22 protein-coding genes and 2 tRNA genes are annotated in these 16,169 nt (G+C 42.1%); 23 read left to right on the top strand and 1 reads right to left on the bottom strand.

Going from position 1 to position 16,169, the window contains the following annotated elements; translation table 11 throughout:
* Window positions 1–21 precede the first annotated feature (21 nt).
* Window positions 22–690 carry a GTP pyrophosphokinase family protein gene (locus Q0J48_RS03740; RefSeq protein ID WP_296241766.1) on the bottom strand — a complete coding sequence of 223 codons (669 nt, stop codon included), beginning with the start codon at window positions 688–690 and terminating at the stop codon, window positions 22–24.
* 104 nt (window positions 691–794) lie between these two features.
* Between Q0J48_RS03740 and Q0J48_RS03735 the strand changes: the two genes are divergently transcribed.
* The 23 genes from Q0J48_RS03735 to Q0J48_RS03625 all read left to right on the top strand — a co-directional run bounded on the left by Q0J48_RS03735 (window position 795) and on the right by Q0J48_RS03625 (window position 16,166).
* Window positions 795–1,121 (top strand): multidrug efflux SMR transporter, encoded by a 327-nt coding sequence (locus Q0J48_RS03735; RefSeq protein ID WP_296241764.1) that lies wholly within the window; start codon window positions 795–797, stop codon window positions 1,119–1,121.
* 107 nt (window positions 1,122–1,228) lie between these two features.
* Entirely contained in the window at window positions 1,229–1,522 is a 294-nt protein-coding gene (gene rpsF, locus Q0J48_RS03730) for a 30S ribosomal protein S6 (protein WP_296241762.1), read from the top strand.
* Window positions 1,523–1,535: 13 nt separating this feature from the next.
* Entirely contained in the window at window positions 1,536–2,009 is a 474-nt protein-coding gene (gene ssb / locus Q0J48_RS03725; protein WP_296241759.1) for a single-stranded DNA-binding protein, read from the top strand.
* 19 nt (window positions 2,010–2,028) lie between these two features.
* Window positions 2,029–2,259, top strand: a complete 231-nt coding sequence (gene rpsR, locus Q0J48_RS03720; RefSeq protein WP_183375707.1) for a 30S ribosomal protein S18 — start codon at window positions 2,029–2,031, stop codon at window positions 2,257–2,259.
* A gap of 52 nt (window positions 2,260–2,311) precedes the next feature.
* A complete protein-coding gene (locus Q0J48_RS03715; protein WP_296241756.1) occupies window positions 2,312–3,166 on the top strand; it encodes a hypothetical protein in 855 nt (284 codons plus the stop codon).
* Between the two features lie 9 nt (window positions 3,167–3,175).
* Window positions 3,176–5,146, top strand: coding sequence for a DHH family phosphoesterase (locus Q0J48_RS03710; protein ID WP_296241755.1), 1,971 nt, complete (start codon window positions 3,176–3,178; stop codon window positions 5,144–5,146).
* The gene (rplI, locus tag Q0J48_RS03705) at window positions 5,127–5,576 is read left to right on the top strand and encodes a 50S ribosomal protein L9 (protein WP_296241754.1); all 450 of its coding nucleotides are present in this window, start codon (window positions 5,127–5,129) and stop codon (window positions 5,574–5,576) included. Before Q0J48_RS03710 ends, rplI begins: the two co-directional genes overlap by 20 nt.
* A 2-nt stretch (window positions 5,577–5,578) precedes the next feature.
* Window positions 5,579–6,928 (top strand): replicative DNA helicase, encoded by a 1,350-nt coding sequence (gene dnaB / locus Q0J48_RS03700; protein WP_296241752.1) that lies wholly within the window; start codon window positions 5,579–5,581, stop codon window positions 6,926–6,928.
* On the top strand, window positions 6,918–7,661 hold the full coding sequence (locus Q0J48_RS03695) for an MBL fold metallo-hydrolase (protein ID WP_296241750.1): 744 nt from the start codon (window positions 6,918–6,920) through the stop codon (window positions 7,659–7,661). The genes dnaB and Q0J48_RS03695 overlap by 11 nt, the downstream gene beginning before the upstream one ends.
* Window positions 7,662–7,787: 126 nt before the next feature.
* Entirely contained in the window at window positions 7,788–8,408 is a 621-nt protein-coding gene (gene upp, locus Q0J48_RS03690) for a uracil phosphoribosyltransferase (protein WP_296241748.1), read from the top strand.
* Window positions 8,409–8,585 carry an AtpZ/AtpI family protein gene (locus tag Q0J48_RS03685; RefSeq protein WP_296241746.1) on the top strand — a complete coding sequence of 59 codons (177 nt, stop codon included), beginning with the start codon at window positions 8,409–8,411 and terminating at the stop codon, window positions 8,583–8,585. It abuts the gene before it with no gap.
* Window positions 8,578–8,952 carry an ATP synthase subunit I gene (locus Q0J48_RS03680; protein ID WP_296241744.1) on the top strand — a complete coding sequence of 125 codons (375 nt, stop codon included), beginning with the start codon at window positions 8,578–8,580 and terminating at the stop codon, window positions 8,950–8,952. Before Q0J48_RS03685 ends, Q0J48_RS03680 begins: the two co-directional genes overlap by 8 nt.
* The gene (locus Q0J48_RS03675; RefSeq protein ID WP_296241743.1) at window positions 8,945–9,649 is read left to right on the top strand and encodes a FoF1 ATP synthase subunit a; all 705 of its coding nucleotides are present in this window, start codon (window positions 8,945–8,947) and stop codon (window positions 9,647–9,649) included. Before Q0J48_RS03680 ends, Q0J48_RS03675 begins: the two co-directional genes overlap by 8 nt.
* Before the next feature lie 16 nt (window positions 9,650–9,665).
* Window positions 9,666–9,911, top strand: a complete 246-nt coding sequence (atpE, locus tag Q0J48_RS03670) for an ATP synthase F0 subunit C (RefSeq protein WP_183375687.1) — start codon at window positions 9,666–9,668, stop codon at window positions 9,909–9,911.
* Window positions 9,912–9,920: 9 nt separating this feature from the next.
* Window positions 9,921–10,436, top strand: coding sequence for a F0F1 ATP synthase subunit B (atpF, locus tag Q0J48_RS03665; protein WP_296241738.1), 516 nt, complete (start codon window positions 9,921–9,923; stop codon window positions 10,434–10,436).
* Window positions 10,430–10,960, top strand: a complete 531-nt coding sequence (atpH, locus tag Q0J48_RS03660) for an ATP synthase F1 subunit delta (protein ID WP_296241736.1) — start codon at window positions 10,430–10,432, stop codon at window positions 10,958–10,960. The genes atpF and atpH overlap by 7 nt, the downstream gene beginning before the upstream one ends.
* A 12-nt stretch (window positions 10,961–10,972) precedes the next feature.
* Window positions 10,973–12,493, top strand: coding sequence for a F0F1 ATP synthase subunit alpha (atpA, locus tag Q0J48_RS03655; protein WP_296241734.1), 1,521 nt, complete (start codon window positions 10,973–10,975; stop codon window positions 12,491–12,493).
* 1 nt (window position 12,494) lies between these two features.
* The gene (atpG, locus tag Q0J48_RS03650) at window positions 12,495–13,340 is read left to right on the top strand and encodes an ATP synthase F1 subunit gamma (RefSeq protein WP_296241732.1); all 846 of its coding nucleotides are present in this window, start codon (window positions 12,495–12,497) and stop codon (window positions 13,338–13,340) included.
* 12 nt (window positions 13,341–13,352) lie between these two features.
* Window positions 13,353–14,756, top strand: coding sequence for a F0F1 ATP synthase subunit beta (atpD, locus tag Q0J48_RS03645; protein ID WP_296241731.1), 1,404 nt, complete (start codon window positions 13,353–13,355; stop codon window positions 14,754–14,756).
* Window positions 14,757–14,758: 2 nt separating this feature from the next.
* Complete coding sequence (gene atpC / locus Q0J48_RS03640) at window positions 14,759–15,154, top strand: ATP synthase F1 subunit epsilon (protein ID WP_296241729.1); 396 nt, start codon at window positions 14,759–14,761, stop codon at window positions 15,152–15,154.
* Between the two features lie 64 nt (window positions 15,155–15,218).
* Window positions 15,219–15,899, top strand: coding sequence for a YjjG family noncanonical pyrimidine nucleotidase (locus Q0J48_RS03635; protein ID WP_296241727.1), 681 nt, complete (start codon window positions 15,219–15,221; stop codon window positions 15,897–15,899).
* Between the two features lie 77 nt (window positions 15,900–15,976).
* Window positions 15,977–16,067 (top strand) — tRNA-Ser (locus Q0J48_RS03630).
* A 23-nt stretch (window positions 16,068–16,090) separates the two neighbouring features.
* Window positions 16,091–16,166: transfer RNA gene (locus Q0J48_RS03625), tRNA-Asp, on the top strand.
* Window positions 16,167–16,169: the final 3 nt, after the last annotated feature.

The following is a 16,169-nucleotide window of genomic DNA, read 5'->3' as shown; positions in this document are numbered from 1 at the left end:
TCACAGATCGGTGAATGCATTTTATTTTATAGCGATTTGTTCATGAATGTTCTGCATTTTTTCATCCAATTCAGCACTGAGATGAGCACATTCCAAAAGACTGGCCGAAATCTTATCTAATGTTTCAGGATCCAGTTCTTTTTTATAGCGGATCTTATGTTCCAAAGAAGCCCAGGAGTCCATCGCAATCGTACGGAGTTGAACTTCTACGTTGACTCCTCGTTTTTCTTTATGAAGAAAGATCGGGACACGGACGATCAAATGCAAGCTTCGGTAGCCGTTTTCCTTAGGCTGTTTGATATAGTCTTTGACTTCTAAAAGTTGAATATCATCTTGAGAAAGTAAATATTTTGCCATCAGATAGATATCGTTTTGAAAAGAGCAGATCACGCGGATCCCGGCAATATCAAATAGATTTTCTTCAATGGCAGAAACGGTTAACGGAAGATTGCGGGACTGCATCTTTTTGATGATGCTTTCGGGGCTCTTTAATCGACTCTTGATGGTCTCAATAGGATTGTGTTCCCGCTCGATAGAGAATTCTTCATTCAAGACCCGAAATTTTGTTTCCACTTCCATGATGGCACAGCGATAATAGGACATCAAAGTACGCATAGGAAGCGCATCTTCCTGGATCTTTTCCAAAAGATCGCGTTTTAGTTCGTTTGATAGATTATTTTGAATTTCCATAATAACACCCTGATTTCAAAGTACCATAAAATCCATCTTTTTTCTATACCGGAAGACGAATCCCTATGTTATTATCTTGGGGTACAAAAGATCAGGAGACGATTATGGAATATGTATTATTGGGTGTCGCGATTTTTTTTGAGATCTTAGCCAGTTCGCTTTTGCATACTTCAAAAGGGTTTACACAATTCTGGCCGTCTTTAGGCTGTATTGTATTTTATTCGATTTGTTTCTTTGCGTTCTCTAAAGCGTTATTAAAAATAGATCTGGGGATTGCTTATGCGACATGGTCAGCTGTGGGGATCATCTGTACAACGATCATAGGGGTTTTGGTATTTGATCAGAAGATTACCGGGATTGGTGTGGTTGGTGTTTTATTGATCATCATTGGATGTATCATTTTGAATCTCTACGGATCAGCACATTCTTGATTTTTCACTTGAAAAAATAGATTTGGCATGATAGTATAACCAAGCAAGTCTATGCTTGCCCTGTATCTGGGAAACAGATACCTTTAGTCCAAAGGGAGGTGTACAGAATGAAAAAATATGAAATCATGTACATTGTTAACGCATCTCTAGATGAAGAACAGTTCAAAGCTGTTCAAGATCGTCTGCACGACACGATCACTTCTCACGGAGGAACGATCGATAAGGTAGATGACTGGGGAGTTCGTGATTTTGCATATGAGATCGATCATATGAAAAAAGGTCACTATGTCGTAATCAATGTTACGAGTGCGAATGAAGGAATTTTTGAATTTCAGCGTTTGTCTCGCATCAGCAACAATGTAGTTCGTATCATGGTCGTTAAGACAGAAGACGAAGAGTAATAAGGAGATATTTATGATCAACCGTGTTATTTTAGTTGGAAGATTGACGCGTGATCCGGAGTTGCGAAAAACACAAAACGGGACAAGTGTTGTTAGCTTTTCTTTAGCGGTCAACCGCCGTGTCCAAACTCCGGGCCAACCCGATGCGGATTTCATCAATTGTGTTGCCTGGAATCGTCTGGCGGATCTGATGTGTCAGTATCTACATCGCGGCTCCTTGATTGGAGTGGAAGGCCGAATCCAGACAAGAAATTATGATAACAACCAAGGCCAAAGAGTTTATGTGACGGAAGTGGTTGCGGATAACGTTCAGTTCTTAGAACCTAAGAATGCGACCCATCCTGCGCAATCTTCAAATCCATATCCTCAGACGCCGGCTGATCCATATGGACAACCTGCTGGTATGCAGAGTGCTCAAGATCCATTTGGAACAGATTTTGATACAAGTGATACACTGGATATTGCCAGTGATGATTTACCATTCTAAATAGAAAGGAAGCAAGAACATGGCATTTAAAAAACAGCGCATGGGTCGTAAAAAGATCTGTTATTTCACAAAGAACAAGATCAAATATATCGACTACAAAGATGTTGAATTATTAAAACGTTTCATCAACGCAAACGGAAAAATCATTCCTCGTCGTGTGACAGGAACACGTGCAAAATATCAGAGAATGTTGGCAACAGCCATCAAACGTGCACGTCAAATGGCTTTATTACCATATGTTGTTGACTAAGAGCTTGTAAAAGCTCTTTTTTTTCGGTTTTTCTTGCACTAGAATAGAGAATATGAAGACAAACACTTTAACCCAAGGCGCACTTTGTTTATCTCTTTATGGTGTGCTTCTTTTGTTCAATCAACAAACCGGACTTTTAATAGAATCGATGATGAATTGGGTCTTTATTTTGCCGATTTTGATCTACAGTGCAAAAGCGGGCCCTTATCCTGGTGGTATCACCGCTTTTTCCATGGCGATCTTAAGCTTTTTGTTTGGAACTTTTACGACATGGTTTTATAGCTGGAGTGCGATTTTGATTGGTTTTGTCTATGGGGCTGGCCTCTATAAAAAGATCCGTTACAGTATGAATTTTGTCATTTCTTTTGGAATAACCTTTATTTCGTATGTCCTCATGATCTATTTATGGGCAGGGATCTTTGGGATGGATCTCTCGGTTGATTTTGCGTGGATCTCGGAAATCGTTCCGTTTTTAGATTTTCAAGCTTTTTGTTTTTTGTTTGCGTTTTTTATTTCCTTTGTCCAAACGCTATGCATCCATATGCTAGCGATCTTGTTGTGTGCAAGATTGAAGATCCCGATGAGAGAGCTGGGAAGCCTAAAAACTTTACACGGTTCAAAGTCTGTTGGGATCATTAGCTTGGTGATAGTGGTGTTCTTCTTTTTTGGTCAAAATGTGGTAGAATATTCTATATGGTCATCTGTGATCCAAATTCTATTTTTTATCGATCTAGGCGTCTTGGATTTTTTGGGGACACTCTATTTAATGGAATATGAAATCACACATCGGATTCCTAAATTTACGATCTTAGCCGTTTTGGGTGCTTTTATTCCGATCCTGAACTTCTTTTGGATGTTGTTGGGATTGTGTGATTGTCTTTTGGAATTGCGCAAAGACAAGATTTGAGAGGTATATATGAAACAGTTTAAAAAATGGAGAGGCTTTCTGATCATTGCGCTTTTGATCTGGGTCGTGTTGGAAGGACTGCTTTTATTTCGTCAAAATTGGGCAGGGGTTGTTTATTTACTGATTCCGGCCCTGCTTTTCTTCATCTTTTTATATGGTTTCCTTCGCGATCTTAACACCTATGGTGTGAAAACGGAGTTAGATATTTCTCGTGTTTTGGGTAAAGATGCCAAAGAGGCTCTGTCTTTTGGAGATGTTGGGATTCTTACCTATAATAATGAATATATCGTTACGTGGGCCTCTCCTTTCTTTACTGAAAAAGGACTCGATCTCGTCAACAAAAAAATGACAAGCTGGATCGATGAGATCCGCGATCTGTTTGATGATGATGTGGATTTGATTACCGGTCGGGATGGACAGCGTGTTTATGAGATCACTCGTAAATCCGATGCACAGCTTTTGTTTGTGAAAGACGTAACCGAACTCAGCACTTTGCGTGATGAAGTGGAAGAACAAAAACTCGTTATTGGTCTGGCACAATTAGATAATTATATGGAATATCAGTCTTATGAAAATGAGGAACTGATGGCCCATATCAACACCCAGCTTCGCTCTCCAATCGTAACATGGGCCCAGGATAACGGGATCCTGGTTCGGCGTTTGCGCTCTGACCGTTTTATTCTGGTCATGAATCAGAAAGTTTTTCAAGCGGTTAAAGAAGCGAATTTTTCGATCTTACAGATCATCAAAGATAAGGCGAATTCAATTGGGGTATCGATTACTTTAAGTATGAGTTTTGCTTACGGGACCAACGATTTCAAACTGCTGGATTCGACAATCAATGAACTGATCGAATTGGCGCAGTCTCGCGGAGGAGACCAGGCAGCAATCAAAGATGTCAATGGATCGGTTCAGTATATTGGAGGCAATTCGGAGTTGAGTTCCACACGCTCTAAAGTGCGCGTGCGTATCTTGGCTCAGTCTTTGCAGCAGGCAATCCAGGAATGTAACGCGGTCTACATTGCCGGCCATATCATGACGGATTTTGACTGTATGGGAGCTTGTCTGTCTTTGTCTAACTGGGTCAACTCTTTGCGTAAGAAAGTATATATCGTGCTGGACGATGTACCTCGCGATAAACAACTTCAGGAAGTTATGGATCACTATCATGAAACATTAGATCAAAGGCATGTGTTTATTACACCAGATCGTGCCATGCAGATGATCGACCGTAATAAAGACCTGCTGTTGATGTTGGATCATGGGATCCCGTCGATCAGCAGTGCCAAAGAATTTGTGGATGAATGTCAGCGTATTATCGTGATCGATCACCATCGCCGCAATGATCATTTTGTGCATAATGCAATCTTGACCTATGTTGAGAGTACGGCAAGTTCGACTTGTGAACTTATTGTGGAAATGTTGCAGAACATTCCCAACCATGTGCCTATTTTTGAAGTGGAGGCAACGATCATGTATCTTGGTATTCTAGTGGATACCAACCGCTTCAAGATGCATACAGATGCCCGTACTTTTGAAGCGGCAGCGGTCTTAAATACTTGGGGTGCGAATGTGAAATTAGCGGAAAAAGCACTCTGTGAAGATTTTACGCATTTTACTTTGAAACATCATTTGATCCAACAGGCCAAACCATTGCATCAGAGATTTATGATTGTCTGTGAAGACCGTGAGATCGTAGATAAAACGCTTCTGGCTCAAGTCAGCGATGCATTGCTGTTGATCAAAGGATGCCGTGCTTCCTTTACGATCGCCAGGACTTTGGATGCCGGTCACCCGACTTCATGCAGTGCCCGCAGTGATGGAAGTTTCAATGTTCAAAAAATTATGGAGAAATTACAAGGAGGCGGCCATTTCAGTGCGGCTGCTTCATCAACCACGGATTATGATCCTCAGACTTTTTATGATCAGCTGGTTGAGGTATTAGAGGAGGAAATGGAAAATGAAAGTCATCTTGCTTAAAGATATCAAGAAAGTAGGAAAGAAAGATGAAGTCATCGAGGTCAGCGATGGCTATGCACGCAACTACTTGATCAAGCGAAACTTGGCGATTGCGTATACAAAAGGGAGTCAAAAAGTTTTAAATGAACAGCTTGCCCAAAAAGCCGAAGAAGAAAAGAAATTAAAGGCCGAAGCTGAAGTTTTAAAAGCAAAACTGGAGAAGATGAAACTGGAATTTGCCTTAAGTACCGGTAAAGAAGGACAGGTCTTTGGTTCGATCTCTACAAAACAGATCCATCAAGCTTTAATGGATCAGGGCATCGAAGTCGATAAACGAAAGATCCATCTTGATGCACCGGTCGCCAGTTTAGGTACGACCAATGTCGAAGTGGATCTCTATAAGGGACAAGTCATGGGAACGATCCATGTCCATGTCTCTGAAAAGAGGTAACCATGGTGAGAGAGTTGCCAAATTCCCAGCCTTTGGAACAAGCTTTACTGGGTTCGTTGATGATCTATCCATCAGTGATGCAGGAGTGTATGGATCTCGATCTGCAGCCGACCGAGTTTTATTTGCCGGCCCATCAGCGGCTATTTGCCTGTATGCAGGAAATTGTCTCGACCGGGCAGCGCATTGATCTGAACTTGGTCTTGACGCGTCTCAAAGATAAAGAGGAATTGGAAAGTGTTGGCGGAACAGATTACATCATTCGTCTGCAGGATAGTGCCATCAGTAGCGCCAATACAAGAAACTATATTGAATCGATCAAGAACAGTGCGCAATTGCGCCGCTTGATCTTTGCGGCAGAAAAAATCAGTAACGAATCGTATGATGCTTCGGAAGATATCGATACGATCCTGGATGAGGCAGAGCGCGAGATCATGGAAGTGACCCGTCAAAGAAGAGGGGCTGAATTTGAATCCAGTCAAACTGTGATCAACCGCGTTATGGATCAGCTGATGGAACTGCGCAATAAAAAAGGTGTGACTGGGATTCGAACCGGGTATGTTGAACTGGATAAGATCACAAACGGTTTTCAACGCGGGGATCTGATCATTTTGGCGGCCCGTCCTGCGATGGGGAAGAGTGCGTTGGCTTTGAATTTTGCCAACGAGGTATCTAAACTCAACGAGGGAGCGGTTGCGGTTTTTTCTTTGGAAATGCCGGCCGATTCTTTGATGAAGCGTTTGCTGAGTTCGGAATCGCAAGTTCCTTCCAATAAGTTAAGAGATGGAAAATTGACCGATGCTGAGATGTCGCGTTTGAATTTCAGCGGAAGTCAGCTTGGGGAACGCAATCTTTTTATCGATGATACCAGTTCGATCAAAGTATCACAGATCTTTTCAAAGTGTCGAAAATTAAAAAATGAATACGGATCACTTTCTTTGATCGTTATCGATTATTTACAGTTGATTACTGGAAACAGGGCCGATTCCCGTCAACAAGAAGTTTCGGATATTTCCCGTAATTTAAAGATCTTGGCCAAGGAACTTGATTGTCCTGTGATTGCTTTGTCACAGTTGGCTCGTAAGGTCGAAGATCGTTCGGATCATGCACCGCAGCTGAGTGATTTGCGTGAGTCTGGTTCGATCGAACAGGATGCCGATATCGTCATGTTCATCTATCGTGAAGATTACTACAAAAAAGAAGATGCGGAAACGAAAGATGATACATCGGTCGTTGACCTTTCTTTGGCGAAACATCGTAATGGTGCCTTGGGTCACATCAATCTGGTTTTTGAAAAGAATATTTCCCGATTCACCAACTTTTCGAATCAAAGTGAGGATATTTATGCGGGTTGATTTGCTGTGTTCCGGTTCGAAAGGAAATAGTTGTCTTGTACGCACGAACCAGACTTCGATCTTGATCGATTGTGGATCGACGAAACGTTACTTGATGGATGCTTTATCGCGTGTTCAACAAGATCCGTTGTCTCTGGATTCACTTTTGATCACGCATACACATAAAGATCATGTTTCTCAGCTGTCTCGTTTTGAATCGATTCCGACTTACAGCTATTGTGAATTGGATCAGAAGCAATGGCATTTGGTTAGACCGCTAGGTCGTTTTGTGATCAAGGATCTGCAGATCACGGTTATCGGATTAAGTCATGATGCACCCAAGACTGTCGGCTATGTAATTGAAGATCAAAAAGAGAAGCTGGTCTATATCACAGATACAGGTTATTTGCCTAACCATGAGAAAGTTTACTTAGAAAATGCCGATCATTACATTTTCGAAAGCAATCATGATCTGGAAATGTTGATGAAGACAAGCCGTCCTATGTTTGTCAAGCAACGGATCTTGTCGGATTCGGGCCATTTGTCGAATGAGGATTCAAGCATGAATTTAACAAGCCTGATCAACGATCGTACCAAATCGATCGTTTTGGCCCATATTTCTCAAGAAGCAAACGATCCGGAAAGAGCGCTGGATGTCTTACGAAACACTTTCTTAAAAAAAGATCTGCCTTATCGCAATTTGCGACTCGAAGCGGCGGAGCAATTTTCGATTACATCATTATTCAATGAATGAGTCTATAGATCTAATCTGTAGGCTTTTTTAAAAGAAAAATTGAAAGGGTTTCCATCTCTTTTCTGCTATCAAGTTTCTTGATTCCTTTCTATGGGTGTTATACACTTAAAAAGTAGGTGATGTGAAATGTTAAAGGTTTTTGATCATCCGCTGATTCGTCATAAGTTGACGATCATGCGTGATAAAAATACGAGCTCAAAGGATTTTCGTCAGAATCTCAATGAAATAGCTTCTTTGATGGTTTATGAGATCACGCGAGATTTTCCGGTAAAGGCAAAACAAGTGGACACACCTTTATGTTCCTGTCAGGGATATGAATTAAGCAAAGAAATCGTGATTGCACCGATTTTGCGGGCCGGTTTAGGTCTTGTACAAGGGATCCAAGATTTGATCCCAACGGCTAAAATTGCGCATATCGGGATGTATCGAGATGAGGAAACACTTTTGCCAAAACCTTACTTTGAAAAATATCCTTCCAATATGAAGGATGCCTCGGTTCTGATCGTTGATCCTATGTTGGCTACCGGTGGTTCCAGTATTGCGGCCATTGATCGTGTAAAATTGCAGGGAGCCAAAGATATTCGATTGGTTTGTCTGGTCGGTTCGCCAGAAGGGGTCGAAGCGGTTGCGCAAGCGCATCCTGACGTGGACATTTACTTGGCTTCCTTAGATGATCATCTGAATGAACATGGGTATATCGTTCCTGGCTTAGGCGATGCGGGGGACCGCATTTTCGGGACAAAGTAGATGAAGCCACTGACTTTTTCAGGAGTGTTGTTGATCAATATTCTCGTTAGTGTTTGGATAGGGTATCAATTGGATCAATGGTTACATACCTTACCGCTGTTTGTGATGGCGGGTTTGATGTATAGTGTGATTGGATCGATTTATTTATTGATACGTAAGGATAAGAAACATGAATGAATTGAATGTAATGAATAAGAAAATCTTGAATTATTCCTTAGTGATCGTTGCGATTGTTTGTATCATTGCGATTCTTCTATTTCACGATGGGAAGATCGTGGTAGGGATCTTAGCAGGGATCGCGATTGCTTTAACGGGGTACCATATGATCATCTCGATGACGCTCTCCTTGCGTCCGGATGAAAAATCAGGACAAAAGCAAGGCTCTTTAGGGTATGTACTACGTTATCTTTTTTACATTTGTGCCTTTGTGGTGATGGTTGTTTTAGGAATCCCTGTGCTGGCTCTGCTGGCGGGGTTCTTGTGTCATAAAGCAGCAATCTTGTTGTATGTTGTATTGAATAGAGAGGGGGATGATCATGACTGAGATCAGTGCGTTAGAGATACATCTTGGTTCTTTTACTTTAGAGATCCAGCAGTCGATCTGTGTCTGGTTGTGTTTGTGTGTCATCTTTGCGATCTTCTTTATCTTTGCGGGAAAAAAGATTGAACAAGCGGACCCTTCCCAAGCAAGCAAAGGCATTGTTTATGTTTGTGAAGAAGCAATGAATCTCGTTCTCTTTGTGGTGCATACCAATTTGCGGGAAACGACGAAAAAATATATCCCGCTTTTCGGAACATTGATCTTGATGATGCTTGCTTCCAATCTGATTGGTTTGGTGGGACTTCAAAATCCGACTAGTAATGTCAGCTTTAATGCGACATTGGCCATCACGATGTGGCTGATGATCCAGGGCAATGCGATCCGCAAAGGCGGCTTATTTGCCCGTATGAAGGAATTGACAGAACCGATGGTTCTTTTGACTCCTCTGAATATTATAGGGGAATTGGCTTTGCCGATTTCTTTGACGATGCGTCTATTTGGAAATATTTTGGCCGGAAGTATCATTACGATGCTTGTATATACATTGATCAAGGCAATTTTGCCTTGGGGCGTATTGGGATTTGCGTTTACGCCGTTTTTACACATGTACTTTGATATCTTTTCCGGTGTCATACAAACGTATATCTTCTTTACATTATCTTCGTTCTTTTTAGGACAGCAAGTGGCGGAAGAAGAATAACAGGGAGGAAACGAAAATGGAATTTAATGAATTTTTTGTACAAGGTATGGCTCTATTAGGTGCCGGTATCGCGATGGTTGCAGGTTTTGGACAAGGAATCGGACAAGGGTTTGCCGCTGGTAAAGGGGCTGAGAGTGTGGCTCGTAATCCAGAAGCTGCCAGCAAGATCCAGTCTATCATGGTTTTAGGTATCGCTTTGGCAGAAACGACTGGTATCTACTCATTGGTTATTGCGATCTTATTGATCTTTATTAAAGGATAGTCGTAGATTATGGATAGTTTCAATATTGATAACTATCTGCGAATTTCTTTAACGGATGTTGTTCTTGTCTGCATATCAACTTTTTTGATTGTTTTGATTGCGAAGAAGTTTTTTTGGGATAAGTTGTTGGCGTATATCCAAAAACGCCAGGATCTGATCCAGCATAACATTGATTCTTCTGTGCAGATCAAACAGGAAGCACAAGATATCAAAGATCAATACGATGAAAAGATGAAAAATGCGGGCAAAGAGGCTCATGCGATCTTAGAATCGGCAAGAGCCAGTGCAGCGCAGGAAAAACAGCAGATATTAGAAGAGGCGCAGCATGAAGTTTCGCGAATCAAAAAACAAGCACAAGAAGATCTTGAACGCGAGAAACGAAATGCCGAAAAAGATATGAAAGAGGCAATTAGTTCAGTCGCAATCGAGGCAGCGAAAAAGCTTGTGAAAAAAGAGATGGACGAAGCGGCGCAAAAAGAATATATCGATGATTTTATTGATGAGGCAGGTTCTTCAAAATGGTAGAACAAATGATGCCTTATGGACAGGCTATCTATGAGATTGCCAAAGAGGCGGGCAAAGAAACAGAATATAAAGAAACATTATATGAGCTTTCTTTGATCTGGAAAAAAGAGTCCTCATTTGTATTGGCGCTCTCTCACCCGAAGATTTCAAAAGCTGAAAAACAACAATGGCTTCTGGAATTGTTTGAAGATTCTTTGGATCCGATATTGATGAAGACATTATTGATCTTTAATGAGCACGGTGTACTTCAAGCTTTGCCAGATATTTATAAAGCTTATGTACAGTGTTTCGAAAAAGATCACGATATTGAGAATGTTCTTGTGGAAAGTGCATGTCCATTGGATGAAAAACAACAGACATCTTTACAAAAGATGTTAGAACAAAAACTACAGAAGACGATTTCCCTGACTTATAAGATCGATCCGGAATTGATTGCGGGTTTACGTGTCAGAGCGGGTGATCTTGTCTTGGATAATACGGTTTTATCGCGTTTAGAAGCGATGAAAGAGAAAATCAGAAACTAGCGAGGTGAATCTATGAGTTTAAATCCTACGCAGATCTCACAGCTGATCAAAGCACAAATTCAAAATATTGACCAAGACCTGGAAATGAACGAAAGCGGTACGGTCTTAAGCATTGGAGATGGGATCGCCACCGTTTATGGATTGCGAAATGCAATGATGAGTGAATTGTTGCTGTTTCCGCATGATGTTTATGGTATGGTCATGAATTTGGAAGACGAACAAGTGGGTGTCGTATTGATGGGCGACAACAACGACATCAAGGAAGGGGACTTAGTCAAACGTACGGGACATATCGTTGAAGTTCCTGTAGGAGATGCCTTGATGGGCCGAGTGGTCAATGCCTTGGGACAGCCGATCGACGGACAAGGGCCAATAGATACTACAAAAACTCGCCCGGTTGAACGTGTGGCACCGGGGGTTATGACGCGAAAGAGCGTTTCTGTTCCTTTACAAACCGGTTTAAAGATCATTGATTCAATGATCCCAATCGGTCGCGGCCAGCGTGAATTGATCATCGGCGACCGCCAAACCGGAAAGACGGCGATTGCGATCGATACGATCATCAATCAAAAAGGACAAAATGTAAAATGTATCTATGTGGCTATTGGTCAAAAAGCCAGTACCGTAGCACAGATCGTTGAAAAATTGAAACAACACGATGCGATGGCATATACGACAATCGTCGTTTCGACTGCCAGCGAACCAGCACCGTTACAATATCTGGCTCCTTATGCAGGTTGTGCCATGGGAGAAGAGTGGATGGAGAACGGAGAAGATGTTTTGATCGTCTATGATGATCTTTCCAAACATGCCGTTGCATATCGTACGATGTCATTGTTGTTGAGAAGGCCTCCGGGGCGCGAAGCTTATCCAGGAGATGTTTTCTATCTGCATTCTCGTTTATTAGAAAGAGCGGCTCGTCTCAATGAAGATTACGGCAATGGTTCGTTGACAGCTTTGCCGATCATCGAGACCCAGGCGGGAGACATTTCGGCGTATATTCCAACTAATGTGATTTCGATTACCGATGGACAGATCTTCTTAAAAACAGATATGTTTAATGAGGGTGTCCGTCCTAGTGTTGACTCTGGTTTCTCCGTGAGCCGTGTTGGTTCAGCCGCTCAGATCAAAGCGATGAAACAAGTTTCGGGTTCCTTAAAACTGGAATTGGCGCAATATCGTGAAATGGAAGCATTCTCTAAATTTGGTTCGGATTTGGATTCGGCGACCAAAGAGGTTTTGGATCATGGTGCACGTCTGACACAGCTTTTGATTCAGAAACAGTATTCACCGATGCGTGTCAGTGAACAAGTTGTTTCGTTGTTTGCGGCGAAACATAAATATTTGAAACCAGTTCCGGTCGATAAAGTTCAAGATTTCGAATCTGGCTTGATTGCTTATATCAATCGCGAATATCCTTACATTCTGGATCAGATCGAAGCAAAAAAGGCGTTGGATGACGAATTAGAACAACAAATCAAGACCGCATTGGATGCTTACGCAAAAGAGTTTTCAGTGACCCAGGGAGCTTAGTATGGCACAGACTAGACAAGCAATCCAGGCACGGATCAAATCAGTTGATTCGACTAAAAAAATCACAAAGGCTATGCAGCTGGTTGCTTCCAGCAAGCTGACAAAACAAAAACAGATCATGGAACAAAACCGTGAGTATGCTTCTGCTTTGGAGGAACTATTAATGCTGGTCCTGCGCTCTGCAGAAAAGAATTCGATTTATTTAAATAGTGATGAAACGAAACCAGCCTATGTTTTTGTGATTGCCAGTGATATGGGTCTTTGCGGCGGATACAATGCCAATATTTTTAAGAAAATACAAAGTGATCTAAAAACAGAAGATCAAATTGTCATGATTGGGGCCAGAGGACTGGCTTGGGCCAAAAACCGAAACTATACAATCGTGGATCAATTGAGTGATCTCAATGAAGATTCGGCCTATCCAGCACTTTCTAACAAGATGGAAGAAGCTTTGCATCTTTATGAAAAGCAAGAGATCTCAAGCATCAAGATCTTATATACACACTATAAGAATACTCTGACTTTCGTCCCCACTCTTCAGACGATTCTTCCGGTATCCAAACCCCCTAAAAAAGAGAATAAATTGGAACCAGAAATGATTTTTGAGCCGGGAAAACGAGAAATGCTTGAGGAAGTGATCCCGATGGCGATGAAATCCGTTTTGTTCTCAAAATTTCTTGAAAGTAAGACCAGTGAACAAGCCTCACGACGCATGGCCATGGAGAGTGCCACAGATAATGCGAATGAACTTCAAGAAGCGCTTGAATTGGCGTTCAACCAGGCTCGACAAGCGGCGATCACCCAAGAGATCACCGAAATTGTCGGAGGCGCAAATGCATTGGGATAGGAGATGAAAGTAATGCCAGAAAATATAGGTAAAGTTGTACAGATCATCGGTCCTGTTGTTGATATTTCGTTTGATGAAAATCATTTGCCCGATTTATTATCGGCAATTGAGATCAAACGAGAAGGGCAGGAAAGTCTGATCGTTGAAGTTGAACAAGGAATCGGGGCGGATCGTGTTCGTTGTATTGCCATGGGAAGCACCGATGGATTAGTACGCGGTATGGAAGCTTATGATACCGGAAAACCCATCCAGGCTCCCGTAGGGGATGCGATCTTAGGACGCATGTTTAATGTGCTGGGTCGCCCCATCGATGGTTTGGGAGAATTGAACAATGTGGATTGGGAACCGATTCATCGCAATCCGCCGGCCTTTGATGAACAAAGTACGGAAAGTGTCCCACTAGAAACAGGGATCAAAGTGATTGATCTTCTTTGTCCTTATGCCAAAGGCGGCAAGATCGGGCTCTTTGGAGGAGCGGGAGTAGGAAAAACGGTTCTGATCCAGGAGTTGATCCATAACATCGCAAAAGAACACGGAGGGAAATCCGTCGTCGTCGGCGTAGGAGAACGAACTCGTGAAGGAAACGATATGTATCACGAGATGAAAGACAGCGGTGTTTTAGATAAGACTGTTTTAGTTTACGGTCAGATGAATGAAAGCCCGGGTGCCCGTATGCGCGTCGGTTTGACAGGTTTGACCATGGCTGAACATTTCCGTGATCAGGAGCAGCAAGATGTTTTATTGTTTATTGATAACATTTTCCGTTTCACACAGGCGGGATCGGAAGTCAGCGCTTTGTTGGGACGAGTCCCTAGCGCAGTGGGTTATCAGCCGACCTTGGCAACCGAAATGGGGCAGCTCCAAGAACGTATTACATCCACCAATGAAGGTTCGATCACATCCGTTCAGGCCATCTATGTTCCTGCTGACGATTTGACAGATCCGGCACCGGCGACTGCTTTTACGCATTTGGATGCCAAAACGGTTCTGGATCGTGATATTGCAGCTTTGGGAATCTATCCAGCCGTCGATCCGCTAGAATCAAGTTCACGTATTCTTGATCCTTTGGTTGTCGGAGAAAAACATTATAAGGTTGCCCGTGGAGTACAAAATATACTTCAAAGATACAAAGAACTGCAGGATATCATTGCGATCCTGGGAATGGATGAACTCAGTGAAGAGGATAAAAAAATCGTCAACCGGGCTCGACGTGTCCGTAACTTCTTGTCGCAGCCGTTTAATGTTGCGGAAGTCTTTTCAGGTATCCCCGGAAAATATGTACCTTTGGAACAGACCATTCGTTCCTTTGAACGCTTATTAGATGGAGAATTTGATGATCTGCCAGAACAAGCTTTCATGTTTGTAGGAACGATCGAAGAAGCTGTCGAAAAAGCAAAACAAATGGCTGGTGACTAAATATGATTTCTTTACGTATCATCACGCCACAGGGACAATATACGCAAAAAGACGTCAACAGCATCCATCTGACAAGTGTAGAAGGGGAACTGACCTTGTTGACAAACCATGTTCCGATTTTCTTGGGCTTGGTTCCTTGCCGGCTGGTCTTAAAAGATACCGAGGATAAAAAATGGGAATATGCCATTGCGGGCGGTTTTTGCCATCTTGAAAACAATAAAGCAATCTTATTAACGGACGCGATCGAGGGCAAAGGAGATATCGATCTGGAACGTGCTAAAAGAGCGTATCGCCGAGCTCGAGAACGTCTGGAAAAGAAAGATAGTAAGACAAATATGAAACGGGCCAATTTAGCCCTTGTGCGCGCAATGAATCGGATCAAGATCCATAACGACTAGAGCTTCTAGTCGTTTTTTATGTTCTTTGTACACAATTCATCGCGAACAAGGTATAATAAGAGCTATGATTTCTACTGTTTTGTTGGATGTGGATAATACATTGTTAGATTTTAATGCCTGTGCCTTGGCATCGATGCAAGATGCTTTTCATACATTTGATCTTCCTTTTTCAAAGGAAGTCGTTTTCCCGACGTTTTTACGCATCAATGATCAACTTTGGACTCAAATTGAAGAAGGAAATTTGACTAAAGGAGAGCACTATCGAATTCGATGGAATCTGATCTTAAAAGAACTGGACATTGATTTTAACGGGATTCGTTTAGAAGATCAGTTTGTTGAAGGACTGCATCACTATGCTGTTCCAATTCAGGGGGCTTTGGAACTGGTTTCCTATTTATCTCAGAAATATATGGTTTGTACGGCGTCCAATGCACCTTGTTCACAGCAAAAGCAACGTCTGAAAACAGCGGGTCTATTTTCTTATTTTGACCGTTTCTATTTTTCAGAAACGATTGGGCATCAAAAACCATCAAAAGATTTTTTTGCGTTTTGTTTGAAAGATCTCGGGATCCAAGATCCTGAAAAGGTCGTCATGATCGGCGACTCATATAAAGCTGATATTCAAGGGGCAAATTCTTGCGGCATCAAAACGATATGGTATGATGCCAAAAGTTCTAAGCGCGTGGATACCTCCTGTTCAGATCATATTGTGCACAGTCTTTTAGAAATAAAAAAAATTTTGTAAAAAGTGTTGCATTCTTATTTTGCTCATGGTAATATAAGTGAGCGCTGATTGAGTAGCGTTCCTGACTTGATGAACTTGGAGAAGTACTCAAGTGGTTGAAGAGGTGCCCCTGCTAAGGGTATAGGTCGGGAAACTGGCGCGAGAGTTCAAATCTCTCCTTCTCCGCCATTTTATTAAAAGATATAGAATTTGGTCCAGTGGTGTAGTGGTTAACATGCCTCCCTGTCACGGAGGAGATCGTGGGTTCGAGTCCCATCTGGACCGCCATTT

The sequence above is a fragment of the uncultured Faecalicoccus sp. genome, from assembly GCF_944325745.1.
Lineage (GTDB): Bacteria > Bacillota_I > Bacilli_A > Erysipelotrichales > Erysipelotrichaceae > Faecalicoccus.
This window is presented reverse-complemented; position numbering and strand designations above follow the sequence as displayed.